The following is a 24,563-nucleotide window of genomic DNA, read 5'->3' as shown; positions in this document are numbered from 1 at the left end:
AGCACCAATGTTGCTTGGGTTTGGCAGATAGTTTAATGGCAAACTACTTTTTCTGGAGGAGGGAAAGATGGCTGCCCAAAGCTTCGACGTAATCGTGATCGGTGCCGGACCGGGGGGCTACGTCGCCGCCATCCGTGCAAGCCAGCTTGGCCTCAAGGTCGCCATCGTCGAGCGTGAACACCTGGGCGGCATCTGCCTGAACTGGGGCTGCATCCCGACCAAGGCCATGCTGCGCAGCGCCGAGGTCTTCCACCTTATGCACCGCGCCAAGGACTTCGGCCTGGCCGCGACCGGCATTTCCTTCGACCTGCCCGCCGTCGTCGCGCGGTCCCGCGGGGTTGCGAAACAGCTCTCCGGCGGCATCGGCCATCTGATGAAGAAGAACAAGGTCACCGTCTTCATGGGGGCGGCGACGCTGCCCGCCAAAGGCACGGTGTCGGTCAAGACAGACAAGGGAACCGAAACCCTGACCGCCAAGTCCATCGTCCTTGCCACCGGCGCCCGTGCACGGGAACTGCCGGGGCTGGAGGCGGACGGCGATCTGGTCTGGTCCTACAAGCACGCGCTTGTCGCAACCCGGATGCCGAAAAAGCTGCTGGTCATCGGCTCCGGCGCCATCGGCATCGAATTCGCCAGTTTCTTCAATACCTTGGGCGCCGATACGACTGTCGTCGAGGTGATGGACCGCATCCTGCCGGTCGAAGACGCCGAAATCAGCGCCTTCGCGAAAAAGGCTTTCGTGAAGCAGGGGATGAAGATCCTGGAAAAGGCCGCGGTCAAGAAGCTGGACCGCAAGCCGGGGCAGGGCGTCACAGCGCATATCGAACAGGACGGCAAGATCACCACGCAGGACTTCGACACCGTGATCTCCGCCGTGGGGATCGTCGGCAACGTCGAGAACCTGGGGCTTGAGGCCTTGGGCGTGAAGATCGACCGCACCCATGTCGTCACCGACGAATACTGCCGCACCGGGGTCGAGGGCCTTTACGCCATCGGCGACATCGCGGGCGCGCCGTGGCTGGCGCACAAGGCCAGCCATGAAGGCGTCATGGTCGCCGAACTGATCGCGGGTAAGCACCCCCACCCGATCAAGCCAAACTCGATCGCCGGCTGCACCTATTGTCATCCGCAGGTCGCATCCGTCGGCCTGACCGAGGCCAAGGCGAAAGAGGCGGGCTATGACATCAAGGTCGGTCGCTTCCCCTTCATCGGCAACGGCAAGGCCATCGCTCTGGGCGAATCCGAGGGCTTGGTGAAAACTGTTTTCGACGCCAGGACGGGCGAGCTTCTGGGTGCCCACATGATCGGCGCCGAAGTGACCGAGCTGATCCAGGGCTATGTCATCGGGCGCAGCCTTGAGACCACGGAAGAAGACCTGATGAACACCGTCTTCCCGCACCCGACGCTCTCCGAGATGATGCACGAAGCCGTGCTCGACGCTTACGGGCGCGCGCTGCACATCTGATGCGGTCGCTGAACCGGGTCGTCATGCAGAAGGAAAGCCGGGATTGGATCACCAGTCTTGGCCCTGAAACGCTGGACGTCCTGGAGTTGTCAGGCAAATGGGGACAATCCTTCCCGTTTCGCAGATATCGTTGCGTGAATCGCTGGATGTTCGACCCCTGCAAGGGGCCGATGCTGGACGAGGCGGGCAAGGTTGTCCGCTTTGACCTGATCATGGCGAACCAGGTGTGGGAGCATCTGGATCGCCCCTATGCCGCCACTCGCAACATTTACCGGATGCTGCGCTCGGGCGGCTGGTTCTGGGTCGCCGTTCCGTTCTTCGCCCCCTTCCACGGTGCCCCGGTGGACTGCTCGCGCTGGACCGCGCGGGGCTTGAAGAACCTGCTGATCGAGGGCGGGTTCGAGGCGGACCGGGTGCAAAGCTTCCAATGGGGCAACCGCCATGTCGCGCAGCGGAACCTCGAGGTCCCCTGGCCCCCCGACGTGCGCGACGATGACGACCTGACCAACGACCCGGACTTCCCCGTCGTCACCTGGGCGATGGCACAGAAGGCGTGACTCAGTAGTCCGGTTGTGCGCCGCACTGGCCAAGCTGGTCGCCCAGCATCCGGGTCAGCAGCGCATCGCGCATCAGCCCGGCTTCTTGCAGGAACTGTGCCTGGACCCGGTAGGCCTCGGCCTCCAGCGCCGCGGGGCAGCGCGCCCCTTTGTCCGCGCCGTGGGCGAACTGGGCGGCATGGACCATCTCGTGCAGCAGGAAGCTTTGGCCGTAGGCCGTGGTCAGGTCTAGGTCCGGGGCCAGCTCGATCCGGCCCGTTTCGGGGAAATAGGCCCCGGCTTGCGAGCGCATCCCCGGCTGGCCGTCCAGGATCGAGAACCCGATCCGGGGGCAAGCGATTGCGCGGTAGCCGGTGCTGTCCGCCAACACCAGATTCAGCTCGGCCACCAGCGGGCACAGGTCCGCCGCGCTGGCCGGAGGGCAATGCAGCACCGGGACGAAAAGCAGGGCGGCGCAAAGGCGGTTCATGAAACTTATGCTGAAGCTTCATCAGATCTTTGCAAGTCTGACATGAAACTGTGTAGTCACGTTTTGTGACATCGCTGCAGCCGGGCCGACTGGGGAAACACCAGGTGTTAAGAAATTCTGAACGCCCGCGAGCAAGCTGTTGAAATCGCAGCGCAAGGCGAAGATGTCCACTGTGGACACCCCACTGGCATCCCGCCGCCATTCCCGCTACGACTGCCCCATGCGCCCGCTGCCCCCCATGTTTCTCGTCCTTCTTCTGTGGTGCGCCGGCCTTGGCGCCGCAGCCCAGTTCGGCAAGATCTCGATTCTCTATGAGTCCCTTCGCGCCAGCTACGGCGGGAATGGAGAGGTCGCCCTCGGCCTCGTCGTCTCGATCGTCGGGATGGTTGGCCTGATCTTCGGCACGACCGCCGGATTGCTGGTCGCCCGCATCGGCCCGCGCCGCGCCATTGTCGCCGCCCTGGCCGCCGGGGCCGCGATGTCCGCCCTGCAATCCCTGATGCCCGCCTACCCCCTGATGCTGGCCAGCCGGATCATCGAGGGTGCAAGCCACCTGGCCATCGTCGTCGTCGGCCCGACGATGATCGCCGCCCTTGCCCCCGAACAGCGCAGGCCGCTGGCGATGACCCTCTGGTCCAGCTTTTTCGGCGTGACCTACACCATCCTTGCCCTCATCGGCCCGCACACCACGCCCATCGGCCTGTTCCTTGGCCATGCCGCCTATATGGCTGCCCTCGCGGCGATCCTTGCGGTGACCCTGCCCCCCGATCCGCGCGGGGTTGCGCTGCCGATGGGCAACCTTCTGGCCCAGCACGCCGCCATCTACCTGTCCCCCCGCCTGGCCGCGCCTGCGATGGGGTTCTGCTGCTATACCTTCCTGTACGTCGCGGTCCTGACCCTGCTGCCACCCGAAACGCCCCAGACTCACCGCGCCCTGATCGCCGCGGGGATGCCGCTGGTCTCGATCGCCGTGTCACTGACTCTGGGGGTAAGGCTGCTGGGCCGGATGTCCGCGGTCCGCCTGGTCCAGTCCGGCTATGCCGTCGCCATGCCCGGCTTCCTGCTGCTGTGGCTGTTCTGGGGGCAGGGGGCGGGGATGGTGGCGGGCGGCTTCCTGCTGTCGGCGGCACTGGGGATCGTGCAGGGTGCCAGCTTCGCCTCGATCCCGGAACTCAATGCAAGCGCGGATGATCGCGCTCGTGCTGCCGGGGCGGTGGCCCAGCTGGGGAACCTGGGCACCACCACCGGCACGCCGGTCCTGGCGGCGCTGCTGGCCAGCGCCGGACCGGCGGGTCTTGCAGTCGCCGCCCTCACCCTGTGCGCCATCGGCATCGCGGTCCACGCGGTGCAGAAGGCTCGGCGAGAGCGGCTGGCCTGATTACAGCGCCACCACCTTGCAGCCGCCCGCCGCAAGATCGCGCAGGCCGCCAAGGTTCGTCACCTCGCCATAGCCCATCCTTGCCAGGGTATCCGCCGCCATTCCCGACCGCCCGCCCGAGGCGCAGTAGACCGCCACCGGCACTCCCTGCGGCAGCTCGCAGCCCGGCTGGCGCGGGTCACATTTCAGCGGCAAAAGCGACAGCGGAATCAGCCTTGCGCCCTCGGCGATGCCAGAGGCCTTCGCTTCGGCCACCTCACGGACGTCGATCAGCAGCATCTTGCCTTCGGAGACCTGCTGCAGGACGTCCGACAGGGAAGGGCGGGGGGCAGATTGGCCGCTACGCAGGAAATTGAGCATGGATCACCTCGGGTTTGGGTTTTCACCTATATAGCTTGGAAGATGAAGATTTGAAGCCCCTTTCTTGCGCTTTGATCATGTTCATGTTCCGTTCACTTTTTCCGGTTGGAGACTCAGCCAAACCGTCCTATGTCTTGCGCCTGCACCTTTGGGGTCGGTCATGGCGGAACAGAAGTTCATCGAAGTGCGCGGTGCGCGCGAACACAACCTGAAAGGCGTGGATGTCTCGATCCCGCGCGATCAGCTGGTGGTGATCACCGGGCTGTCGGGATCGGGGAAATCCAGCCTGGCCTTCGACACGATCTATGCCGAGGGCCAGCGCCGCTATGTCGAATCGCTGTCGGCCTATGCCCGGCAGTTTCTGGACATGATGGGCAAGCCGGATGTCGACCACATCTCGGGCCTGTCGCCTGCCATTTCCATAGAACAGAAGACGACCTCGAAGAACCCGCGGTCCACCGTCGGGACGGTGACCGAGATCTACGACTATCTGCGCCTTCTGTTCGCCCGCGTCGGCACGCCCTACAGCCCTGCGACCGGCCTGCCGATCACCGCGATGCAGGTGCAGGACATGGTGGACGCCGTGATGGCGATGGAGGAGGGGACGCGGGCCTATCTCCTCGCCCCGATCATCCGGGACAGGAAGGGCGAGTACAAGAAGGAGTTCCTGGAGCTTCGCAAGCAGGGCTTCCAGCGCGTCAAGGTGAACGGTGCCTTCTACGAATTGGAGGAACCGCCGACGCTGGACAAGAAGTTCCGCCACAACATCGACGTGGTGGTGGACCGGATCGTCGTGCGCGAGGGGCTGGAGACGCGCCTTGCCGACAGCTTCCGCACAGCGCTGAATCTGGCGGACGGGATCGCGGTCATCGAAATGGCCGACGTCGCCGAAGGCGCGGACCCCGTCCGCATCACATACTCCGAGAAATTCGCCTGCCCGGTCAGCGGCTTCACCATCGCAGAGATCGAGCCGCGCCTGTTCAGCTTCAACGCCCCCTTCGGCGCGTGCCCGGTCTGTGACGGGTTGGGGATGGAGCTGTTCTTCGACGAACGCCTGGTCGTTCCCGACCAGAACCTGACCCTGATGCAAGGCGCCATCGCGCCCTGGGCCAAGTCGAAGTCGCCCTACCTGACGCAGACAATGGAGGCGCTGTCCAAACACTACGGCTTCAACCTGAAGGCCAAGTGGAAGGACCTGCCAGACAGCGTGAAAGAGCTGTTCCTGCGCGGGTCGAAGGGCGAGGAAATCGACTTCCGCTATGACGAGGGCGGGCGAGTCTATCAGGTCAAGCGGGTCTACGAGGGGATCATCCCCAACATGGAACGCCGCTACCGCGAGACGGATTCTGCCTGGAGCCGCGAAGAGATGGAGCGGTATCAGTCGAATCGGGCCTGCGGGGCCTGCGGCGGCTACCGTCTGAAGCCCGAGGCGCTGGCGGTCAAGATCGCGTCGGTGCATGTCGGCCAGGTGGTGCAGATGTCAATCACCGAGGCCTACGCCTGGATCGAAGGCGTGGCGGCAACGCTGACCAAACAGCAGAACGAAATCGCCAAGGCCATTCTCAAGGAAATCCGCGAACGTCTTGGATTCCTTGTGAATGTCGGGTTGAACTACCTGACGATGAGCCGGGCGGCGGGCACGCTTTCGGGCGGGGAATCGCAGCGGATTCGTCTTGCCTCGCAGATCGGTAGCGGGCTGACCGGCGTGCTGTATGTGCTGGACGAGCCCTCCATTGGCCTCCACCAGCGCGACAACGACCGCCTGCTCACCACGCTGAAGAACCTGCGCGATGCCGGCAACACCGTGCTGGTGGTGGAACATGACGAGGATGCAATCCGAGAAGCGGACTACGTTTTTGACATGGGGCCGGGGGCCGGGGTGCATGGCGGGATGGTGGTCAGCCACGGCACTCCCGCCCAGGTGGCCGCCGATCCGGCCAGCCTGACCGGCCAGTATCTTTCAGGCGCGCGGGAGATCGCGGTGCCGAAGACCCGGCGCAAGGGGAATGGCAAGAAACTTGTCGTTGTGGGTGCAACGGGAAACAACCTCAAGAACGTCACGGCCGAGTTTCCGCTGGGGATGTTTGTCTGCGTGACCGGCGTGTCAGGCGGCGGCAAGTCCTCCCTCACCATCGAGACCCTGTTCAAGACCGCCGCCATGCGCCTGAACGGCGCGCATGAGACGCCGGCACCCTGCGAGACGATCAAGGGGTTCGAACACCTCGACAAGGTGATCGACATCGACCAGCGGCCCATCGGGCGCACACCGCGGTCGAACCCGGCGACGTATACCGGGGCCTTCACCCCGATCCGCGACTGGTTCGCCGGTCTGCCAGAGTCGAAGGCGCGGGGCTACGGGCCGGGGCGCTTCAGCTTCAACGTCAAGGGTGGGCGGTGCGAGGCTTGCCAGGGCGATGGTGTGCTGAAGATCGAGATGAACTTTCTGCCCGATGTCTATGTCACCTGCGAGACCTGCAAAGGCCACCGCTACAACCGCGAAACTCTGGAAATAAAGTTCAAGAACAAAAGCATAGCTGACGTTCTTGATATGACATGCGAAGATGCCCGCGACTTCTTCCAGGCGGTTCCGGCGATCCGCGAGAAGATGGATGCCTTGTGCGAAGTCGGTCTTGGCTACATCAAGGTCGGCCAGCAGGCGACGACGCTTTCAGGTGGCGAGGCGCAAAGGGTCAAGCTGTCGAAGGAACTCAGCCGCCGGGCGACGGGGCGAACGCTGTACATCCTTGATGAACCCACCACGGGCCTGCACTTCGAAGACGTGAGGAAACTGCTGGAAGTGCTTCATTCCCTTGTGGAACAGGGGAACACTGTGGTGGTGATCGAGCACAATCTGGACGTGGTCAAGACCTCCGACTGGGTTATCGACATCGGCCCCGAGGGCGGTGACGGTGGCGGCGAAATCGTTGCGGTGGGAACACCTGAGGACATTGCGAAGATCGAGGCGAGCCATACCGGGCGGTACCTCAAGGACCTGTTGAAGCCGCGGCGCATCGCGGCAGAGTAGGGTGGGCGATATCGCCCACCCTACGCCTGCGCTCAGTTCAGGACGTTCTCGAGGATGCGAATCGGCTCGACCACCACCAGGTTGCTTTCCCGGACCCGGACGATCTGGTTGTCGATCACGACGTAGACCGTGCCATCGCCATAAGGCGTCAGGGAAAAGTCGTCCCAGTCATCCGCCGGAATGACCACATAGTCGCCGCGGATGCGGTCGCCTTCGACATAGATCCGGTCAGGAGTCCAGGATTTGCCGACTTGGCCCGGTGGGATGCAGGCCGGGTCCTTTTTCGCAAGGCCCGGCGGGCAGCCCTTGACGGTTTCCGCCAAAGCGGGGACGCCGGTCAGCGTGAATGCCGCGACGGTGGCGGCGAGGATCGTGTTGATACGGGGCATGGTTGGCCTCCTTCTGCTCAGTTACAGAAGGTAAACTGCGGGCGCACCGGGAGGTTCCGCGACCATGGTGCCTGGGCAGGTTTCAGCGCAGATGCGAAGTTCGCCGCGTGCGGATCACCTCCAGCACCAGACCTGAGGCTGCATCGACCCGGTAAACCACGCCCGCCATCGCGTAATAGCGCCAGCTGCCGTCCGAGGGCGCCAGATCGTAGCGGGCAGGGTCCATCAGAAGCGAGCGCGTCTCGACCGGGAACCTGTCGCCGACGACAAAGGGCGTCACCGTGGGCTTCACCCGCAGAATTTTCCGGGCAGGAGCGTCGTCCACTGGGCGTTCGCAGGCGGACGCAACGATCGAACCGCATTGTCCGGCCTGCACAGGCCCCACGCAGAAGAGCAGGGAAAGGGAAAGGATCATGGCTCGCATTTCGGCCTCGCTGACGCATCAGCGAGAAAACGCGGGAGCGCGGGCGCGGTTCCCCTGGGAAAACCGCGCCCGGACGGGTTAATCCAGCGCCCTGAAGTTCAAGCTGGCGCCGTCCTTGATGCCCGAGAACCAGCGCGCAGTCACAGTCTTGGTCTTGGTGTAGAACCGGAAGGCGTCCGGCCCGTACTGGTTCAGATCACCGAAGGCCGACTTCTTCCAGCCGCCGAACGAGAAGTAGGACAGCGGCACAGGGATCGGGAAGTTGATGCCGACCATGCCCACGTTGACCCGGCTTGCAAAGTCGCGCGCGGTGTCGCCGTCTGCGGTGTAGATCGCGGTGCCGTTGCCGTATTCGTTGTCCATCACCAGCTTCAGCGCCTGCTCGTAGGACCCGGCGCGGACGGTGGTCAGGACCGGCCCGAAGATCTCTTGCTTGTAGATGTCCATCTCCGGCGTGACGTTGTCGAACAGTGACGGTCCGACGAAGAAGCCGTTCTCATAACCCTGCAGTTTGAAGCCGCGGCCATCGACCACCAGCTTCGCGCCCTGCTCGACGCCCGAGTTGATCAGGCCAAGGATGCGGTCCTTCGACGCCTGGGTGATCACGGGACCGAAATCCACATCGTTTCCAGCGGTATAGGGGCCGACCTTCAACTTCTCGATCCGCGGGATCAGCCGTTCGATCAGTGCATCGGCGGTCTTTTCTCCGACCGGGACGGCCACCGAAATCGCCATGCAGCGTTCGCCCGCAGCACCGTAACCCGCACCGACCAGCGCGTCGGCGGCCTTGTCAAGGTCGGCGTCCGGCATGATGATCATGTGGTTCTTCGCACCACCGAAGCACTGTGCGCGCTTGCCGTTCGCGGCGGCACGGCCATAGATATACTGCGCGATCGGGGTCGATCCGACGAAGCCAACGCCCTGAATCACCGGATGATCCAGGATGCCGTCGACGACTTCCTTGTCGCCGTTCACCACCTGCAGCACGCCATCGGGCAGGCCCGCCTGTTGCAGCAGTTCGGCCAGGTAGAGCGAGGTCGAAGGAACCCGCTCGGACGGCTTCAGGATCATCGCGTTGCCTGACGACAGCGCCGGGCCAATCTTCCACAAGGGGATCATCGCGGGGAAGTTGAACGGCGTAATTCCGGCGACGACGCCAAGGGGTTGGCGGATGGCGTACAGGTCGATTCCGGGACCGGCCGAGTCCATCGCCTCGCCCTTCAGCATGGCCGGTGCACCCATGCAGACCTCGATCACTTCAAGTCCGCGTTGCACGTCGCCCTTGGCGTCGGGGATCGTCTTGCCGTGTTCGCGGGCGACCATCTCGGCCAGCTTGTCCATGTTTTCGTTGATGAGAGCGCCGAACGCCATCATCACCCGGGCGCGACGCTGCGGGTTCGTGGCAGCCCAGCCGACCTGGGCCTTTGCGGCCTCCTGAATGGCGTGATCCAGCTCTCCCAGCGTGGCCAGCGCGACGCGCGCCTGCACTTCGCCGGTGGCGGGGTTCATGACATCGGCGAAGCGGCCCGAGGTGCCCGCAACGCGCTTGCCGTTGATCCAGTGTCCGATCTCTTGCATGGAATCCCTCCTGAGGTTTGGGGCACTTTAATCTTGCACAAACGCCAAACAAAGTGGCAATCACCCAAAAACGTTTTGCAGAAATGCAGGGCATGGGTAGGGTGGGCAATATTGCGCACCCCTACGAGGCGACTGGGATGGATTGGGACGACCTGCGCGTTTTCCTCGCGGTGGCGCGAACCGAAAGCCTGTCGACGGCAGGCAAGCGGCTGAAGATCGACCCGGCCACCGTCGGGCGCCGCATTGCCCGGCTGGAAGAGGCGACCAAGGCCAGGCTTTTCACCAAATCCCCACAAGGTTACGCCTTGACCGAAGAGGGCGCTCGGCTGGTCCCGCATGCCGAACAGGCTGAACGGGCGACACTGAGCGCCGAGGAAAGCCTGTCCGGCCCCGGTGGTCTTACAGGTCTGATCCGGCTGGGCGCGCCGGATGGCTGTGCGAACTATCTGCTGCCTCAGGTCCTGGCGCGGATCTGCGACGCCAATCCGGGACTGGAGGTGCAGATCGTGGCCCTTCCGCGGGTATTCAACCTGTCCAAGCGCGAGGCAGACATGGCGATTGCAGTCAGCAGGCCAGAGGCGGGACGGCTGACGGTGCAGAAGCTGACCGACTACCGGCTGCATCTGGCGGCAAGTCAGTATTATCTTGCCACCCATCCACCAATCCTGACCCCGCAAGACCTGACTGGCCACCGGATTGTCGGGTACATCCCAGACATGATCTTCGACAAGGAACTCGATTATCTGGCCGAGATCGGGATCGGTCCGGCCACGCTGACCTCGAACTCGGTCTCGGTGCAGTTGAACTGGCTGCGGCATGGGGCAGGGGTCGGCGTGGTGCATGACTTTGCCCTGCCAGCCGCGCCCAACCTTACACGCTTCCTGACCGACCGGATCAGTCTGACCCGCGCGTTCTGGCTGATCCGGCACGAAAGCGATGCGCGTCTGGACCGGCTTAACCGCTTTGCCGACCAGCTGACCCGCGAGGCCCGGGCCGAGATGGGGCGGCTGGAAAGTGCTTTGCGGCAGGATGAAACCCGCGCTTGACAGAATCCCCTTATCGGTCCGACGCTTGACGTCCGGTCAGGTGGAGGGGCCGTCTCATGCTCGTACAGCAGATCCTCGCATCCAAGGGCGATCACGGTGTGATCACGGTGGCGCCCGGAACCACGGTCCAGGCCGTAGCTGAGCTCTTGTCATCTAAACGGATCGGGGCGGTCATCGTCTCGTCCGACGGCAAGACCGCGAATGGCATCGTCTCGGAGCGCGACATCGTCCGGGAACTGGGCAGACGCGGCGCGGCCTGCCTGAGGGACACTGTGGAAAGCCTGATGACGGCGAAGATCGTCTCGTGCACCCGCGCCGAGGGCACCGATGCGGTGCTTGGCCGGATGACCGATGGCCGTTTCCGACACATGCCGGTGGTCGAAGAGGGCCAGATGGTCGGCCTGATCTCGATCGGCGATGTGGTCAAGGCCCGGTTGATGGAACTGGCCGCGGAAAAGGAAGCCCTGGAAGGCATGATCAAGGGCTTCTGAGGTCGGATTCGCGCTTGCACCTGCGCGGGTAATATTGTTGCGTGCGCGGGTCGCGGCCAGTCAAGGGGGAGCCATGCGCATCGGGCTTTATCCGGGGACCTTCGACCCCATAACTCTGGGCCACATCGACATCATCCAGCGGGCGATGGCGCTGGTTGACCGGCTGGTGATCGGGGTGGCGATCAACCGGGACAAGGGGCCGCTCTTCAGCCTGGAAGAGCGCGTGGCAATGGTCGAGGCGGAATGTGCCGCCATCACCGCGAAGACTGGGGGCGAGATCGTCGTCCATCCGTTCGAGAACCTGCTGATCGACTGTGCCCGCGACGTCGGCGCCGGGATCATTGTCCGCGGCCTGCGGGCGGTGGCGGACTTCGAATATGAATTCCAGATGGTCGGGATGAACCGCGCGCTCGACTCCAGCATCGAGACCGTTTTCATGATGGCCGACGCGCGGCGTCAGGCAATTGCCTCGAAGCTGGTCAAAGAGATCGCGCGGCTGCGCGGCGACGTGTCCAAGTTCGTGACACCCCCGGTGGTCGATGCCCTGGTGAAAAAGTACCGCTAATGCAAAAGGGGCCCGAAGGCCCCCGCATCGTCAAAGGCCTGGCGGTGCTCAGGCGGCCTTGCCATAGACTGCTTCACGCGCGATCCGGTCAGCGTCGCCGGGAAGGATCCCGAGGTCCAGCGCGATATCGGCGGGAAGGTTGGCAATCTCGTTGCGGGTCTGGCGGTAGAGCGCGTAGTTCGCCGCAGCGGTCTTCAGCATTTCATACACAGAGGTCATCTTCATCGTCCTTTTACATCCGCGAGAGGACTGCTTTTCCTTCTCGCATGGCCGCAACATAAGCGTTCCGTTGGCGCCAACAACGCCCAATGCTGCGCTGCGGCTATGCAGTCATCGCATAGCTCTGGGCATGAAAAAAGGCGCCGAATGGCGCCCTTTTTATTTAATTTCAAATGGTTCAGATCAGTTTGCCCATCGCAACGGCCGTGTCAGCCATGCGGTTCGAGAAGCCCCATTCATTGTCATACCAGCTAAGGATCGACACAAAGGTCCCGTCCATAACCTTGGTCTGGTCCATGTGGAACACGCTGGAATGGGGGTCGTGATTGAAGTCCGACGACACCAGCTTTTCGTTCGTATAGCCGAGGATGCCCTTCAGCGGGCCGTCGGCTGCGGCCTTGATCGCGGCGTTCACTTCCTCGACGCTGGTGGAGCGCTTTGCAATGAACTTCAGGTCGACGACCGACACGTTCGGCGTCGGGACCCGCATGGCGAAGCCGTCAAGCTTGCCCTTCAGCTCGGGCAGGACCAGACCCACGGCCTTGGCCGCCCCGGTCGAGGTCGGGATCATCGACAGCGCCGCCGCGCGGGCGCGGTAAAGATCCTTGTGCATCGTGTCCAGCGTCGGCTGGTCGCCGGTGTAGCTGTGGATCGTGGTCATCATGCCCTTCTCGATCCCGATGGCGTTGTTCAGCACGAACGCGACGGGCGACAGGCAGTTGGTGGTGCACGAGGCGTTCGAGACGACGATGTCATCCTTGGTCAGCGTATTGTGGTTCACGCCGTAGACGATGGTCTTGTCCGCGCCGTCGCCGGGTGCACTGATCAGCACACGCTTCGAGCCGTTCTCAAGATGCGCGGCGCATTTTTCCTTCGAAGTGAAGATGCCGGTACATTCCATCACGATATCGACGTCGCCCCAGGGAAGGTCGGCCGGGTTCCGCAGCGCCGTCACCCGGATCGGGCCACGGCCGACATCGATGGTATCGGTCCCGGTGGTCACCGTGGCGGGGAACTTCCCATGCACCGAATCGTAGCGCAGGAGATGGGCGTTCGTCTCGACCGGACCCAGGTCGTTGATCGCCACGACCTCGATGTCGGTGCGACCCGACTCGATGATGGCGCGCAGCACGTTGCGCCCGATGCGTCCAAATCCATTGATGGCAACCTTGACGGCCATGACTAGTTCTCCGAAGCTGGGGGTATCCCGATAGCGCTAACAAAGACATTACGCCGGGAAATGCAACCGCAGTTTGACGCGGTCAGTTCCAGAAAGCCACCCAGTCGATCAAGTTCAGGAATTTTCGCGCCAGAAACTGAAACGCCATCCCGCCGTTCAGGGCGAGGTCACTGAGGATGGCGGCCACGATCACAAGGCCAAGCCAGATCGCAATCGTATTGGTCACGTCTGCCCCCGGAAGCGGGGCACCTGGCCCCGGTTACTGCGCAAGCCGCCCCATAACGCCGGCCACATCGGCCATCCGGCAGGAGAAGCCCCATTCGTTGTCATACCACGCCAGCACCCGAACGGAACGCCCCGCGACCTTGGTCTGGTCAGGCGCGAAGATTGACGATTGCGGCGTGTGGTTGAAGTCGATCGACACCTTCGGTTCGGGGTCATAGGCCATGACCATACCCATGTAGCCTGCGCAGGCTTCCCTGACGATTTCGTTAACTTCCGCGACCGTGACCGACTTCTGCGCGATGAAGGTCAGGTCCACGGCTGACACGTTCGGCGTCGGCACGCGGATCGCGCTGCCTTCCAGCCGCCCGGCCAGCTCTGGCAGCACCTCGCCGATCGCCTTGCCCGCCCCGGTCGAGGTCGGGATCATCGCCATCGCCGCCGATCGCGCGCGATAGAGGTCCTTGTGCCGCCGGTCCAGCGTCGGCTGGTCGCCGGTGTAGGAGTGGATCGTGGTCATGATCCCGGATTCGATCCCGATGCTGTCGTTCAGCACCTTGGCCAAGGGCGCCAGGCAGTTCGTCGTGCAGGACGCGTTCGAGACCACGCGATGCTCGGGCAACAGACTGCGGTGGTTCACGCCGTAGACCACGGTCAGGTCCGCTCGCTTGGCCGGGGCCGAGACCAGCACCCGCTTGGCCCCGCGGCCCAGATGCACCGCCGCCTTGTCGCGGTCGTTGAACTTGCCGGTACATTCCAGCACGACGTCCACGCCCTGCCAGTCCAACTCCTCCGGGTTGTAGGTCGACATCATGCGGATCGGGCCCCGGCCGAGGTCCAGCCCCTCATCCGTCACCTTCACCACGCCGGGGAAGCGGCCATGCACCGAGTCGTAGCGCAGCAGATGCGCGTTTGTCTCCACCGGACCCGTGGCATTGATCGCCACCACCTGCACGTCGTTGCGGTTCGATTCCGCGATATGGGCAAGCGTGCAGCGCCCGATGCGGCCGAAGCCGTTGATGCCGACAGTCACGGTCATGGTGAAATTCCCCTGCTGATGCGTTCCCAAGGCCTTAGCCGGTCCACAATGGTATGCAAGGATGAAAACGACGCGTTTTCATGATGTTAGCGCAATCTTCGCCTGTTTGCGCTAACCATTCGCGGCGCTTTGCCGAATCCTGCGTTTCCCGCTACACCGTCGGTTGCAGGCAGAATGGGGCAGGGCATGAGCGGACTTCTCGCACTTCTCGACGACGTGGCGGCGATTGCCAAGGTTGCGGCCTCGTCGGTCGATGACATCGCGGCGGCTGCGGCCAAGGCGGGGACCAAGGCCGCGGGCGTGGTGATCGACGACGCTGCCGTGACGCCGAAATATGTCCACGGCTTCTCGGCCGACCGCGAGCTTCCGATCATCTGGCGCATCGCGCTGGGATCCATGCGCAACAAGCTGGTCGTTCTGCTGCCTGGTCTGCTTGCGCTGGACCATTTCGCCCCCTGGGTGATCACGCCGCTCTTGATGCTGGGCGGGGCCTACCTTTGCTTCGAGGGGGCCGAGAAACTGGTTCACGCCTTCGCCCCCCATGCCGACCACGAGGTCGAGAAGGATTTCGACACCAAGGACCCGACCCATCTGGAAGAGGAAAAGGTCGCGGGCGCGATCAAGACCGACTTCATCCTGTCGGCCGAGATCATGACCATTGCCCTGGCCACTATCGAAAGCCCAAGCTTCTGGATGCAGGCGATCACGCTGGCGGTGGTCGGAACCTTCATCACTGTCGTGGTCTACGGCGCTGTGGCGCTGATCGTGAAGATGGACGATGTGGGCCTGCACATGGCCGCCACGGGCCGGACCTCCGGGGGCAGGGCGCTTGGTCGCGGGCTGGTGCTGGCCATGCCGAAGCTGATGGCGTTCCTCTCCACCGTCGGGACCGCAGCGATGCTTTGGGTCGGCGGCAACATCGTCATCCACGGGCTTGAGGTCACCCACCTCTGGGCCTGGCCCTACGAGACCATTCACCACATCGCCGAGGCTGTGGCCCATGCCGTGCCAGTGGCGCAGGGCTTCGTCGAATGGCTGGTCACTGCTGCCCTGGATGGCGTCTTCGGGCTCATCCTGGGTGTGATCCTGATCCCCATTGCCACCCGGGTGATCGGCCCGCTCTGGGCCACCGTCACCGGCAAGAAGGCTGCTGCCCACTGACGGAACCTGCCGGTCGTCCTGGCGTTGTGCCTTCAGCAACGGAGGCCGCCATGAACCGCCAAGAATTCGACGCCTGGGAAAACCGCATCCGCGACCGTGCCGACCAGCTTTGGGTAGAGGCGGGCCGTCCTGACGGTGGGCGCGACCGCTATCTCGACGCCGCCCGCGAGCTGCTGGCGATGCACGAGGTCCGGCCCCCAACGCTTGACCCCGAAGACACCGCCAAGCCGGTGATCGAGGAAGCCTCGATCCAGGGCAACCTGGGCGAGTTCCCGACGCTGACCGACCAGGGCGAAGAGCAGACGTATCCGCACGCCCGCGAGGACGACGGCCCGCGCCTGTCGGATGGCGATGCTTCGGAAGACGGCGGCGTGCTCCCGCAGGACGAGGAGCCGGATGAGGACCATTTCGAGGTGTCCGAAGCCGAATCGGATGTGACCTCCAGCTCGGTCAACGCCGAGGACGATCCCGAGAACCCTGACCTGAACGACGACGGCATGCCCGATCCCAAGGATCTGGACGAGGATGTCGAAGGCGAAATGCCCCCCGGCGACGAATACCAGGACAGCGCCCCCCCGCGCTGAAGGCCGCCGCGCCCGCGCCAAGGCACGATCGGCCCGCGTCACGATTCCGCCGCTGGCCGCGCCCGGGGCCAGCGGCGTCGTCTCGCGCCTGCGGGTCAGCTGGTCGCGCGGTCCGCATTTCTGGCGTTTCGGCGTGGACCCTGACCTGACGAACGGAAATTGAAACGCCGTCAGGGCGTCGCCGCCGCCCGCATCCGCCGCCGGTTCTGTCTGCGGCGCAGGCGGGGGATCAGGAACAGGATGATCCCCGACAGCCCGAAGATCACCATCGCCGCTGCCGTGATGTCGGCAAGCAAGGTGCCGAAGCTCCGGGTCAGCCAGCCGCGTTCATGCAGGCGCTTGAAAATGCCTTCCCAGTAGGTCCGTGTCTCCAGCACCAGGCCATCGGGGGAATGGGTCACCCGGCGCAGATCGGTTTTCACCCAGTAATGCCCGGTCTGAAGGGCGACGATCACCTGCGCGTCACCCGCCGCGAAAACCGCCGCTTCGCGTCCGTGATACGCCGTGTCGTCCTCCTGCGTCAGCGCCACGCCGGGATAAAGCCGCTCGGCCAGCACGCGGGCCTCATTCGCCGTCAGGGCCTTTGCGCCCGGCCAGGTGTCGAACTGCGTCTCGTCGTAGGCGTCACCCTCCAGCCAGCCCATCACCAGCCGCTCGTGGTTCAGGAACAGGCCGGTCAGCCCGATCAGGATGACCCAAGGCAGGACGATCACGCCCAGCCAGCCATGCACGGTTTTCAGAAGTCGCATCCCGGTCCTCCAGTTGGACCGGACCCTAGCCAGCCGAACCGCATCGGTCAGCCAAAAAGCAAGCGGCGGCCCTAAGCCGCCGCTTAATCGCAGTGTCTAAACCAAAGGCTCAGAGCAGCGCCTTGGCCGCCGCCACGGTCGCTTCGGCGGTGATGCCGAACTCGGCATAAAGCCGCTCCATCGGCGCGCTGGCACCGAAGCTGGACATGCCGACGAACCCGGCTTTCGCCTCACGGCCCCGCTCGCCCAGAAGCCAGCGGTCCCAGCCCATACGCACGCCAGCCTCGACCGCCACGCGCACCGGGCCGGGGGGCAGGACCTTGCGGCGGTAAGCCTCGTCCTGCGCCGCGAACAGCTCCATCGAGGGCATGGACACGACGCGGGTGCCGATGCCCTCGGCCTCCAGCTGGTCGCGGGCCTTGAGCGCGATTTCGACCTCGGAGCCCGTCGCCATCAGGATCACTTGACGCTTGCCCGTCGCCTCCTCCAGCACATAGGCGCCCTTGGCGACCATGTTGGTGTTGGTGTGGGTCTTGCGGACGGCGGGCAGGTTCTGCCGCGACAGCGCCAGCACCGTGGGCCGGGTCTTTTCGGTCAGCGCGATTTCCCAGGCTTCGGCGACCTCGACCAGGTCAGCCGGGCGGATAACCAGCGTATTCGGCGTCGCGCGGCTGATCGCCAGGTGTTCGACCGGCTGGTGGGTCGGGCCGTCCTCGCCCAGACCGATGCTGTCATGCGTCATCACATAGACGACCGGCACTCCCATCAGCGCCGACAGCCGCATCGACGGGCGGGCATAATCGGTGAAGCACATGAAGGTGCCGCCATAGGGGCGCACACCGCCATGCAGCACCATCCCGTTCATCGCGGCGGCCATGCCATGCTCGCGGATGCCGAAATAGACATAGCGGCCCTTGCGATCCTCGGGGGTGAAGACGCCAAGGTCGGCGGTCTTGGTGTTGTTCGACCCCGTCAGGTCGGCCGATCCGCCGATGGTCTCAAGGCTGACCGGGTTCACCGCCGCCAGCACCTTTTCCGACGAGGCGCGAGTGGCCAGCTTCGGCATGTCGGCGACGGCCTGCTTTTTCACGCCGCGAATGGCGGCGGCCAGCTTTGCCGGGGCCTCCAGCGCGAAGATGCGCTTGAACTCGGCCTGCTTGGCGGGGGAGAGGGCAGCGAAACGCGCCTCCCAGTCGGCGTGGGCCTTGGCACCACGGTCCCCCAGCGACTCCCACCACTTCTTCACATCGGCGGGAACCTCGAACGGCCCGCCTTTCCAGCCATAGGCATCCTTCGCGGCCTGAAGCTGTGCCTTGTCGGTCAAGGCACCGTGGCCCTTGGACGTATCCTGCGCCGCGTGGCCGATGGCGATATGCGTCTTGCACGCGACCATCGCGGGCCGGGCGCTGGCCTTGGCGGCCGTCAGAGCCCGGTCGATGTCCAAGGGGTCATGCCCGTCACAGTCGAACACGTCCCAACCGCTTGCCGCAAAGCGCGCCTTCTGGTCGGTCACATCGGCGATGCTGACCTTGCCGTCGATGGTGATCCCGTTGTTGTCCCACAGCACGATCAGCCGCGAAAGCTGCTGCTTGCCCGCAAGACCGATGGCTTCCTGGGAAACACCCTCCATCAGGCAGCCATCACCGGCGATGACCCAGGTGTAGTGGTCCTGCACCTTCGCCCCCCAGCGCGCCCGCAAGGACTCCTCGGCCATGGCAAACCCGACGGCGTTGGAAATCCCCTGTCCCAGCGGCCCCGTTGTCGTCTCGACCCCGTCGACGTGACCGTATTCCGGGTGACCTGCGGTGATCGACCCCCACTGGCGGAACGCCTTGATCTGGTCCAGCGTCATGTCTTCGTAGCCGGTCAGATGCAGCAGCGAATAGATCAGCATCGACCCGTGGCCCGCCGACAGGATGAACCGGTCGCGGTCCGGCCAGCGCGGGGCCTTGGGATCGAACTTCAGGTGTTTCTCGAACAGGACCGTCGCCACATCCGCCATGCCCATCGGCATCCCCGAATGGCCCGAGTTCGCCGCCGCGACCGCGTCCAGCGTCAGGGCCCGGATCGCGGTGGCGCGCATCCAGTGGTCGGGGTGAGTCTGGCGGAGGGTCTGGATGTCCACGGCGGGGTTCCTTCGGCAAGGGCTGGGGGGTCGCGCAAGCGTCCTACCGACCGGGACGGGCAAGATCAAGCTTGGACCCCAAGGCCTTGGGAAGAAAGGCCGGTCGCCTTTCCTGTCTTTCGCGTTAAGATCGCTCAGGACCGGGACCGGGGCGATTCGGGCCTGTTGGTTTGATTGAACGGCAGGCGCGGGACGGGCGCCCGATGTGCAAGGGGTACGGGATGCAGGACATAACCGAACTGGAAAAGCGGATCACCGCCGCGCTGGAACGGATCGGCAAAGGGGTGGACCGGCTGTCTGCGAACCCCCGGCCCGCCACTGCACCGGCCTCCGCTCCTGCCGCCACTGCCACGCCGCAGTCCGATGCCGCCCTCCGCGCCCAGCTGGAGGAGGAGAAATCGCTTACCGCCCAGCTTCAGGCCCGTCTCCGTGCCGCCAGCACCCGTGAGGCAAAGGGCGACCTGCAGGAAAAGGTCGACCGCCTGACGCAGGACCTGGACGTCAAGGGGCTGGAGCTGCAACGGATGCGCCGCGTCAACGCCTCGCTTCGCGAACAGCTTGAAGCCCTGCGCACCGCCGCCGCATCCGGGGTCACCGAACCCCACCTCATCAACAAGGCGATGCAGACCGAGCTTGAGACGCTGCGCGCCACCCGCCTGACCGAGATCGCCGAAATGGACGAGATCCTCGCGGCCCTCGAACCCCACCTGACGGAGGCCGGCAATGCCTGAACTTGAAGTCACCATCGGCGGCCGCCCGTTCCAGGTCTCGTGCCAGCCGGGCGAGGAACATTTCCTGCGCTCTGCCGCCGGGATGCTGGATGCCGAAGCCTCGCCGATCATTGCCCAGATGGGCCGCTTGCCCGAGGCAAAGATGCTGCTGATGGCGGGCCTGATGCTGGCCGACAAGACTGCCGCCGTCGAGGACGAGCTACGCACGCTCCGTGCCCGCGTGGCCGAGCTGGAAGCCCGACCCGTCGCTACCCGCGATGTCGCGGTGATCCCGGCGCAGGTGAACGAGACCCTGGCCGAAATCGCCGCCCGCGCCGAAGCGATGGCCGCCCGGGTCGAGGAGCAGTTGAAGGCATGAAGGTGCTTTGGTTGATCCTGGCGCTGGTGCCGTCTGCCGCCGCTGCGCAGGATTTCACCGGCGCGACCTATGTCTGCGACCGGGACGTGAAGGTTCCCGCGACTTACGTCAACGGCCCCGATCAAAGCCTTGTCGTCATCAACGTCGACGGCAATCAGATCACGTTGATCGGCGAGACTGCCGCATCGGGCACCCGCTATGGCTGGCCTTCGGATGGGTCGACTTATGTCTGGTGGACGAAAGGTGACGAGGCCACGCTGTACTGGAAGACGCCCGAGGCCGAGACACTGCTGCTGACCTGCAAGACCGACTAAGCGAAAAGGCCCGCCGAAGCGGGCCATGCGTCTGCCAGAACCGCCTTCAGGCGTTGGCTTCGCGGATCTTCTCGGCGGCGGCCTTGTCGAAGGCGACGCCCTTGGTTTCAAGAAGCTGATCCAGCTCGCCCGACAGCGTCATTTCGGTGACAATGTCGCAGCCGCCGACGAATTCGCCCTTCACATACAGCTGCGGGATCGTCGGCCAGTCGCTGAAGTCCTTGATCCCCTGCCGGATGTCGGCATCGGCCAGCACGTTCACGTCGGCGAACTCAACCCCCATGAAGTTCAGGACCCCCGCCACGCGGGACGAGAACCCGCACTGCGGCATCATCTTGGTGCCCTTCATGAACAGCACCACGTCGTGCTTGGTGATCGTCTCGCGGATTTGATCCTGTGCGCTCATCGCCCGTTCTTCCTTTTCCATCTGCGGAATTCCCACTTCCGGGTGACCCGCCAGTGTCTTGGTCCATATTTCAGCAGTGGCCAGTGGCTTGCAACCGATATGGCGGCAAAGACCACCAGCAATCCCACCAGCCACGGCCCGACCCAGGGCGCTTTCTCCACAAGCCAGACTGCGAGCCCGGGGTCCACTCCTACTCCCGACTGTCGCGTGAGGCCAGATAGGCCGCCATCCGGCGTTCGGCTTCCAGCGTTGCGGCGCGGCGCGCCTCGAAATCCTCGTCGACCGGCGGCTCACCCCGCTTGCGCGCCGCCCGCGCCTTCAGGATCGTCGCGATCCCCACCAGCGGCAGCAGCACCATCGCCAACCCGCCAAGTCCTGCACCTGCCGGCATCATCACGCTCCTTCAGACCACGCCAAGGTCACGTCCAACCAGATAGGCTGCGGCCAGCGTTCCCACAAGGATCAGCCCCAGAAACAACGGTCGCAGGTCCGGTCGGTCGGCAACGATCCGCGGCAGGCGCAGAAGCGCGATCAGCAGCAGAAGCAGGATTGCGCCGTGCAGGGCTACGTTGAAAGCGACATACCAGCCCGGCAAGCTTTCCGCGACCTCTCCCGGCTGCGGCCTGTCCAGCCATTCCAGCCCAGCCACCACGGTTGCGCCAAGCGACAGAACCGTTGCGCCGATCCGTTCCTGGCGAGGCTCCGCCGCCATGTTGTGCCCTTAGTCCGGCGCCTTGGTGGTCAGCGCCAGCGCATGCAGCGCGCCGTTCGGGCCATCCATCCTGCCCTTCAGCGCCGCATAGACCGCGCGTTGCTGTTGCACCCGGTTCAGACCGCGGAAGCTTTCGTCGATCACCTCCGCCGCGAAATGCGCGCCGTCATCGCCCTGCACGCTGATCTTGGCGTTCGGGAAAGCCTCTCGGATCAGGTGTTCGATGTCGCGGGCTTCGATGGGCATCAGGCGGTCTCCTTCTTCACGACAAACCTAGGCTTGCGCCGGAAGGGGTTCAAGGGTTTCCCATTCGCCGCGCAGCATCCCGTATATCATCAGATCCACAACCCGCCCCAGCGCCGGACGATGCCAGTGCTGCCGAAGCCGCCCTTCCAGCGTGAACCCCGCCCGGTCGTAGGTCTTCATCGCGCGCGGGTTTTCGGACGAGGCATCCAGCCAGACCCGTGCTGCGCCCAAGGTGCCGAAGCCGTAGTCCAGCAGCAGCCGAAGGAAGCGCTGGCCCTGGCCCCGGCCTGTCCCGGCCAGCGCCAGCCGCCGAAGCTCGACCGCGCCCGAAGGCTCGCCGACCTGGCAGAACAGCGCGAAGCCAAGGGGAAGGCGCTGGACCTCCCAGATCAGCAGGCGTGCGCTGGGGTCAGTCAGGTAGACCGACAGCGCGGCATCGTCCTCATCCGTGATGAAGGGCGCGTTGTCGGGCTGGCTGGCGATGCCCCGGATGAACGGGACATCTGCCAGCGTCGCAGGGCGCAGCATCAGACCCCGACCGCTGCCGCAAAGGCCGTGCGGTAAAGCTGCGACAGCTCGGCCAGCGGCGCGCTTTCGGTGCCGAAAGTGACCTTGTCGCCGCCGAACTTGCCCACCTGGGCCACCTTGACCCCGCCCGCCGTCGCCATGAAGGCCGCAAGGTCGTCATGCCGGATCGCCACGACATAGCGCGCCTGATCCTCGCCGAAAAGCTGGCCGATCTCGCCCGACTTCAGCGAAAGGCCTACCCCCGCGCCCTCGGCCATGCGGAAGGCCGACAGGGCCAGACCGCCATCGCCCAGGTCCCGCGCCGCGCGGATGCGCTTTCGGTTTGCCAGCAGCGCCTTGGCAGCCGAGACTTCTGCCGACAGATCCACCGGCGGAGGGTCCCCCGCCTCGATCCCGAAGGCCTCGGCCAAAAGCGCCGACTGTCCCAGATGCCCGCGCGTCTCGCCGATGACCACGACGATGTCTCCATCCTGCGGCTGACCCGCGATCAGGTCATCCGCCAGCATGATCCCCACCGCGCCGATGGTCGGCGTCGGAAGGATGCCAGAGCCGTCCGTCTCGTTGTAAAGGCTGACGTTCCCCGACACGATCGGCATGTCCAGCGCCTTGACCGCCACCCCGATGCCTTCAAGCGCGCCGACGAGCTGCCCCATGATCTCGGGCTTTTCCGGGTTGCCGAAGTTCAGGTTGTCCGTAGTCGCCAGCGGCTTCGCCCCCACCGCGATCAGGTTCCGGTAAGCCTCGGCCACCGCCTGCTTGCCACCCTCGAACGGGTTGGCCTTCACATAGCGCGGCGTCACGGTCGAGGTGAACGCCAGAAGCTTCCCCGTCCCGTGCACCCGCACGACGCCCGCACCAATGCCGGGGGGAACCACGGTATCGGCCCCCACCTGGCTGTCGTACTGTTCATAGACCCACCCCTTGTGGGCATGGCTCGGCGACCCGATCAGCGCCTTCAGCGCGGCAATCGGCGTGATGGCCGGAACCTGCGGCAACGGCGCCGGGGCAGGGGAGGGCACCCAGGGACGGTCATATTCCGGCGCGCTGGACGACAGCTTCGACAGCGGAATGTCCGCCTTCACCTCGTTGCCATGCAGGATCAGGAAGCGGTCCTCGGGGATCGTCTCGCCGACGATGGCAAAGTCGAGGTCCCATTTCACGAAGATCGCCCGCGCCTCGGCCTCCATGTCCGGCTTCAGGACCATGAGCATCCGCTCCTGGCTTTCCGACAGCATCATCTCGTAGGCGGTCATGCCCGTCTCGCGCTGGGGCACGTCATCCAGCTGCAGCTTGATGCCAAGGCCACCCTTGTCGCCCATCTCGACCGCCGAACAGGTCAGGCCCGCAGCGCCCATGTCCTGAATGGAAATCACCGCGCCCGACGCCATCAGCTCCAGGCAGGCCTCCAGCAGGCGCTTTTCGGTGAAGGGGTCGCCGACCTGCACCGTCGGGCGCTTTTCCTCGATCGTGTCGTCGAATTCCGCCGATGCCATCGTGGCCCCGCCAACCCCGTCGCGCCCGGTCTTGGCGCCAAGGTAAACCACCGGCATGCCCACGCCCGACGCGGCGGAATAGAAGATCTTGTCGGTATCCGCCAAACCGGCGGCAAAGGCATTGACCAGGCAGTTGCCGTTGTAGCTGCGATGGAAACGCACTTCGCCGCCCACCGTCGGGACGCCGAAGGCATTGCCATAGGAGCCCACGCCTTCCACCACACCCTTGACCAGATGCGCGGTCTTCGGGTGCGACGGCAGGCCGAACGACAGCGCGTTCATCGCCGCGATAGGGCGCGCGCCCATCGTGAACACATCCCGCAGGATGCCGCCGACGCCCGTCGCCGCGCCCTGATGCGGCTCGATGTACGAGGGGTGGTTGTGGCTCTCCATCTTGAAGACCACCGCCTGCCCGTCGCCGATGTCGACGACCCCAGCATTCTCGCCCGGACCGCAAATGACCTGAGGCCCTGTGGTCGGCAGCTTCTGCAGGTGGATCTTCGAGGACTTGTAGGAACAATGCTCGTTCCACATCGCACTGAAGATGCCCAGCTCGGTGAACGACGGCGCGCGCCCCATGATCTCCAGCAGGCGCTGCCATTCATCGGGCTTGATCCCGTGGCTGGCGACGAGGTCCGGCGTGATGGCGGGTTCTTGCATGGCATCCCTCTGGCGGCTTGGCCCGCCTCATAAGGGAAAGGCGGGCGAAGGGCAAACCACCGCATCCGGGCGCACGCAGAATTTTCGCA

Annotated in this window: 29 protein-coding genes; 12 read left to right on the top strand and 17 right to left on the bottom strand. The window is 64.7% G+C overall.

Annotation, left to right across the window (positions count from 1 at the left end):
• Positions 1 to 67 precede the first annotated feature (67 nt).
• Both lpdA and Q8M85_RS04555 read left to right on the top strand, forming a co-directional pair.
• Positions 68 to 1,465: a dihydrolipoyl dehydrogenase gene (lpdA, locus tag Q8M85_RS04560; RefSeq protein ID WP_305540822.1), complete on the top strand. Its 1,398-nt coding sequence runs from the start codon at positions 68 to 70 to the stop codon at positions 1,463 to 1,465.
• Positions 1,465 to 2,022, top strand: coding sequence for a methyltransferase domain-containing protein (locus tag Q8M85_RS04555; protein WP_305540820.1), 558 nt, complete (start codon positions 1,465 to 1,467; stop codon positions 2,020 to 2,022). The genes lpdA and Q8M85_RS04555 overlap by 1 nt, the downstream gene beginning before the upstream one ends.
• Position 2,023: 1 nt before the next feature.
• On the opposite strand, the gene Q8M85_RS04550 is transcribed toward Q8M85_RS04555, so the two are convergent.
• Entirely contained in the window at positions 2,024 to 2,491 is a 468-nt protein-coding gene (locus tag Q8M85_RS04550; protein WP_305540817.1) for a DUF6647 family protein, read from the bottom strand.
• 163 nt (positions 2,492 to 2,654) lie between these two features.
• On the opposite strand from Q8M85_RS04550, the gene Q8M85_RS04545 reads away from it, so the two are divergent.
• Positions 2,655 to 3,869 carry an MFS transporter gene (locus Q8M85_RS04545; RefSeq protein WP_305540814.1) on the top strand — a complete coding sequence of 405 codons (1,215 nt, stop codon included), beginning with the start codon at positions 2,655 to 2,657 and terminating at the stop codon, positions 3,867 to 3,869.
• Here Q8M85_RS04545 and Q8M85_RS04540 read toward each other — a convergent pair whose 3' ends face one another.
• Entirely contained in the window at positions 3,870 to 4,229 is a 360-nt protein-coding gene (locus Q8M85_RS04540) for a rhodanese-like domain-containing protein (RefSeq protein WP_305540811.1), read from the bottom strand. It abuts the gene before it with no gap.
• A gap of 160 nt (positions 4,230 to 4,389) precedes the next feature.
• On the opposite strand from Q8M85_RS04540, the gene uvrA reads away from it, so the two are divergent.
• Complete coding sequence (gene uvrA / locus Q8M85_RS04535) at positions 4,390 to 7,254, top strand: excinuclease ABC subunit UvrA (RefSeq protein ID WP_305540808.1); 2,865 nt, start codon at positions 4,390 to 4,392, stop codon at positions 7,252 to 7,254.
• A 32-nt stretch (positions 7,255 to 7,286) separates the two neighbouring features.
• Here the strand turns inward: uvrA and Q8M85_RS04530 are convergent, their stop codons facing one another.
• From Q8M85_RS04530 to Q8M85_RS04520, 3 genes are all read right to left on the bottom strand, one after another.
• Entirely contained in the window at positions 7,287 to 7,643 is a 357-nt protein-coding gene (locus Q8M85_RS04530) for a hypothetical protein (protein ID WP_305540805.1), read from the bottom strand.
• 82 nt (positions 7,644 to 7,725) lie between these two features.
• Positions 7,726 to 8,058 (bottom strand): hypothetical protein, encoded by a 333-nt coding sequence (locus tag Q8M85_RS04525; protein ID WP_305540803.1) that lies wholly within the window; start codon positions 8,056 to 8,058, stop codon positions 7,726 to 7,728.
• An 87-nt stretch (positions 8,059 to 8,145) separates the two neighbouring features.
• Positions 8,146 to 9,645, bottom strand: coding sequence for a CoA-acylating methylmalonate-semialdehyde dehydrogenase (locus Q8M85_RS04520; RefSeq protein ID WP_305540801.1), 1,500 nt, complete (start codon positions 9,643 to 9,645; stop codon positions 8,146 to 8,148).
• Between the two features lie 137 nt (positions 9,646 to 9,782).
• Here Q8M85_RS04520 and Q8M85_RS04515 point away from each other — a divergent pair, with 137 nt between their 5' ends.
• The 3 genes from Q8M85_RS04515 to coaD all read left to right on the top strand — a co-directional run bounded on the left by Q8M85_RS04515 (position 9,783) and on the right by coaD (position 11,747).
• Positions 9,783 to 10,691, top strand: coding sequence for a LysR family transcriptional regulator (locus Q8M85_RS04515; protein WP_305540797.1), 909 nt, complete (start codon positions 9,783 to 9,785; stop codon positions 10,689 to 10,691).
• A gap of 56 nt (positions 10,692 to 10,747) precedes the next feature.
• Entirely contained in the window at positions 10,748 to 11,182 is a 435-nt protein-coding gene (locus Q8M85_RS04510) for a CBS domain-containing protein (RefSeq protein WP_305540794.1), read from the top strand.
• Between the two features lie 73 nt (positions 11,183 to 11,255).
• Positions 11,256 to 11,747: a pantetheine-phosphate adenylyltransferase gene (gene coaD / locus Q8M85_RS04505; protein WP_305540792.1), complete on the top strand. Its 492-nt coding sequence runs from the start codon at positions 11,256 to 11,258 to the stop codon at positions 11,745 to 11,747.
• Positions 11,748 to 11,795: 48 nt separating this feature from the next.
• Here coaD and Q8M85_RS04500 read toward each other — a convergent pair whose 3' ends face one another.
• From Q8M85_RS04500 to gap (Q8M85_RS04485), 4 genes are all read right to left on the bottom strand, one after another.
• Complete coding sequence (locus Q8M85_RS04500) at positions 11,796 to 11,966, bottom strand: DUF1127 domain-containing protein (RefSeq protein WP_295077749.1); 171 nt, start codon at positions 11,964 to 11,966, stop codon at positions 11,796 to 11,798.
• 178 nt (positions 11,967 to 12,144) lie between these two features.
• Entirely contained in the window at positions 12,145 to 13,146 is a 1,002-nt protein-coding gene (gap, locus tag Q8M85_RS04495) for a type I glyceraldehyde-3-phosphate dehydrogenase (protein ID WP_305540786.1), read from the bottom strand.
• Positions 13,147 to 13,228: 82 nt separating this feature from the next.
• Positions 13,229 to 13,372 (bottom strand): hypothetical protein, encoded by a 144-nt coding sequence (locus Q8M85_RS04490; protein WP_305540783.1) that lies wholly within the window; start codon positions 13,370 to 13,372, stop codon positions 13,229 to 13,231.
• Between the two features lie 33 nt (positions 13,373 to 13,405).
• The gene (gene gap / locus Q8M85_RS04485) at positions 13,406 to 14,407 is read right to left on the bottom strand and encodes a type I glyceraldehyde-3-phosphate dehydrogenase (RefSeq protein WP_305540780.1); all 1,002 of its coding nucleotides are present in this window, start codon (positions 14,405 to 14,407) and stop codon (positions 13,406 to 13,408) included.
• A 186-nt stretch (positions 14,408 to 14,593) separates the two neighbouring features.
• On the opposite strand from gap (Q8M85_RS04485), the gene Q8M85_RS04480 reads away from it, so the two are divergent.
• Both Q8M85_RS04480 and Q8M85_RS04475 read left to right on the top strand, forming a co-directional pair.
• Positions 14,594 to 15,568 (top strand): DUF808 domain-containing protein, encoded by a 975-nt coding sequence (locus tag Q8M85_RS04480; protein WP_305540777.1) that lies wholly within the window; start codon positions 14,594 to 14,596, stop codon positions 15,566 to 15,568.
• 50 nt (positions 15,569 to 15,618) lie between these two features.
• Positions 15,619 to 16,152: a DUF2934 domain-containing protein gene (locus tag Q8M85_RS04475; RefSeq protein WP_305540775.1), complete on the top strand. Its 534-nt coding sequence runs from the start codon at positions 15,619 to 15,621 to the stop codon at positions 16,150 to 16,152.
• A 170-nt stretch (positions 16,153 to 16,322) separates the two neighbouring features.
• On the opposite strand, the gene Q8M85_RS04470 is transcribed toward Q8M85_RS04475, so the two are convergent.
• Positions 16,323 to 16,901, bottom strand: a complete 579-nt coding sequence (locus Q8M85_RS04470; protein ID WP_305540772.1) for a PepSY-associated TM helix domain-containing protein — start codon at positions 16,899 to 16,901, stop codon at positions 16,323 to 16,325.
• 109 nt (positions 16,902 to 17,010) lie between these two features.
• On the bottom strand, positions 17,011 to 19,026 hold the full coding sequence (gene tkt, locus Q8M85_RS04465) for a transketolase (protein ID WP_305540769.1): 2,016 nt from the start codon (positions 19,024 to 19,026) through the stop codon (positions 17,011 to 17,013).
• 221 nt (positions 19,027 to 19,247) lie between these two features.
• On the opposite strand from tkt, the gene Q8M85_RS04460 reads away from it, so the two are divergent.
• Genes Q8M85_RS04460 through Q8M85_RS04450 form a run of 3 tightly spaced genes read left to right on the top strand, consistent with a single transcriptional unit; the run spans position 19,248 to position 20,429 of the window.
• Positions 19,248 to 19,757 carry a hypothetical protein gene (locus tag Q8M85_RS04460; RefSeq protein ID WP_305540766.1) on the top strand — a complete coding sequence of 170 codons (510 nt, stop codon included), beginning with the start codon at positions 19,248 to 19,250 and terminating at the stop codon, positions 19,755 to 19,757.
• Positions 19,750 to 20,115, top strand: coding sequence for a cell division protein ZapA (locus Q8M85_RS04455; protein ID WP_305540763.1), 366 nt, complete (start codon positions 19,750 to 19,752; stop codon positions 20,113 to 20,115). The genes Q8M85_RS04460 and Q8M85_RS04455 overlap by 8 nt, the downstream gene beginning before the upstream one ends.
• Positions 20,112 to 20,429, top strand: coding sequence for an MliC family protein (locus Q8M85_RS04450; RefSeq protein WP_305540760.1), 318 nt, complete (start codon positions 20,112 to 20,114; stop codon positions 20,427 to 20,429). Before Q8M85_RS04455 ends, Q8M85_RS04450 begins: the two co-directional genes overlap by 4 nt.
• A gap of 46 nt (positions 20,430 to 20,475) precedes the next feature.
• Here Q8M85_RS04450 and grxD read toward each other — a convergent pair whose 3' ends face one another.
• The 6 genes from grxD to purL form a co-directional block, all read right to left on the bottom strand.
• Positions 20,476 to 20,835 (bottom strand): Grx4 family monothiol glutaredoxin, encoded by a 360-nt coding sequence (gene grxD / locus Q8M85_RS04445; RefSeq protein ID WP_305541023.1) that lies wholly within the window; start codon positions 20,833 to 20,835, stop codon positions 20,476 to 20,478.
• Positions 20,836 to 21,025: 190 nt separating this feature from the next.
• Complete coding sequence (locus Q8M85_RS04440; RefSeq protein ID WP_305540757.1) at positions 21,026 to 21,226, bottom strand: hypothetical protein; 201 nt, start codon at positions 21,224 to 21,226, stop codon at positions 21,026 to 21,028.
• Positions 21,227 to 21,238: 12 nt separating this feature from the next.
• A complete protein-coding gene (locus Q8M85_RS04435) occupies positions 21,239 to 21,547 on the bottom strand; it encodes a hypothetical protein (RefSeq protein ID WP_305540755.1) in 309 nt (102 codons plus the stop codon).
• 9 nt (positions 21,548 to 21,556) lie between these two features.
• The gene (locus tag Q8M85_RS04430; RefSeq protein WP_305540753.1) at positions 21,557 to 21,793 is read right to left on the bottom strand and encodes a BolA/IbaG family iron-sulfur metabolism protein; all 237 of its coding nucleotides are present in this window, start codon (positions 21,791 to 21,793) and stop codon (positions 21,557 to 21,559) included.
• A 27-nt stretch (positions 21,794 to 21,820) separates the two neighbouring features.
• Positions 21,821 to 22,321 (bottom strand): GNAT family N-acetyltransferase, encoded by a 501-nt coding sequence (locus Q8M85_RS04425; RefSeq protein ID WP_305540751.1) that lies wholly within the window; start codon positions 22,319 to 22,321, stop codon positions 21,821 to 21,823.
• The gene (gene purL / locus Q8M85_RS04420) at positions 22,321 to 24,474 is read right to left on the bottom strand and encodes a phosphoribosylformylglycinamidine synthase subunit PurL (RefSeq protein WP_305540748.1); all 2,154 of its coding nucleotides are present in this window, start codon (positions 24,472 to 24,474) and stop codon (positions 22,321 to 22,323) included. Before purL ends, Q8M85_RS04425 begins: the two co-directional genes overlap by 1 nt.
• Positions 24,475 to 24,563: the final 89 nt, after the last annotated feature.

The sequence above is a fragment of the Tabrizicola sp. genome (genome assembly GCF_030694085.1).
Taxonomy (GTDB): Bacteria; Pseudomonadota; Alphaproteobacteria; order Rhodobacterales; family Rhodobacteraceae; genus Tabrizicola.
This window is presented reverse-complemented; position numbering and strand designations above follow the sequence as displayed.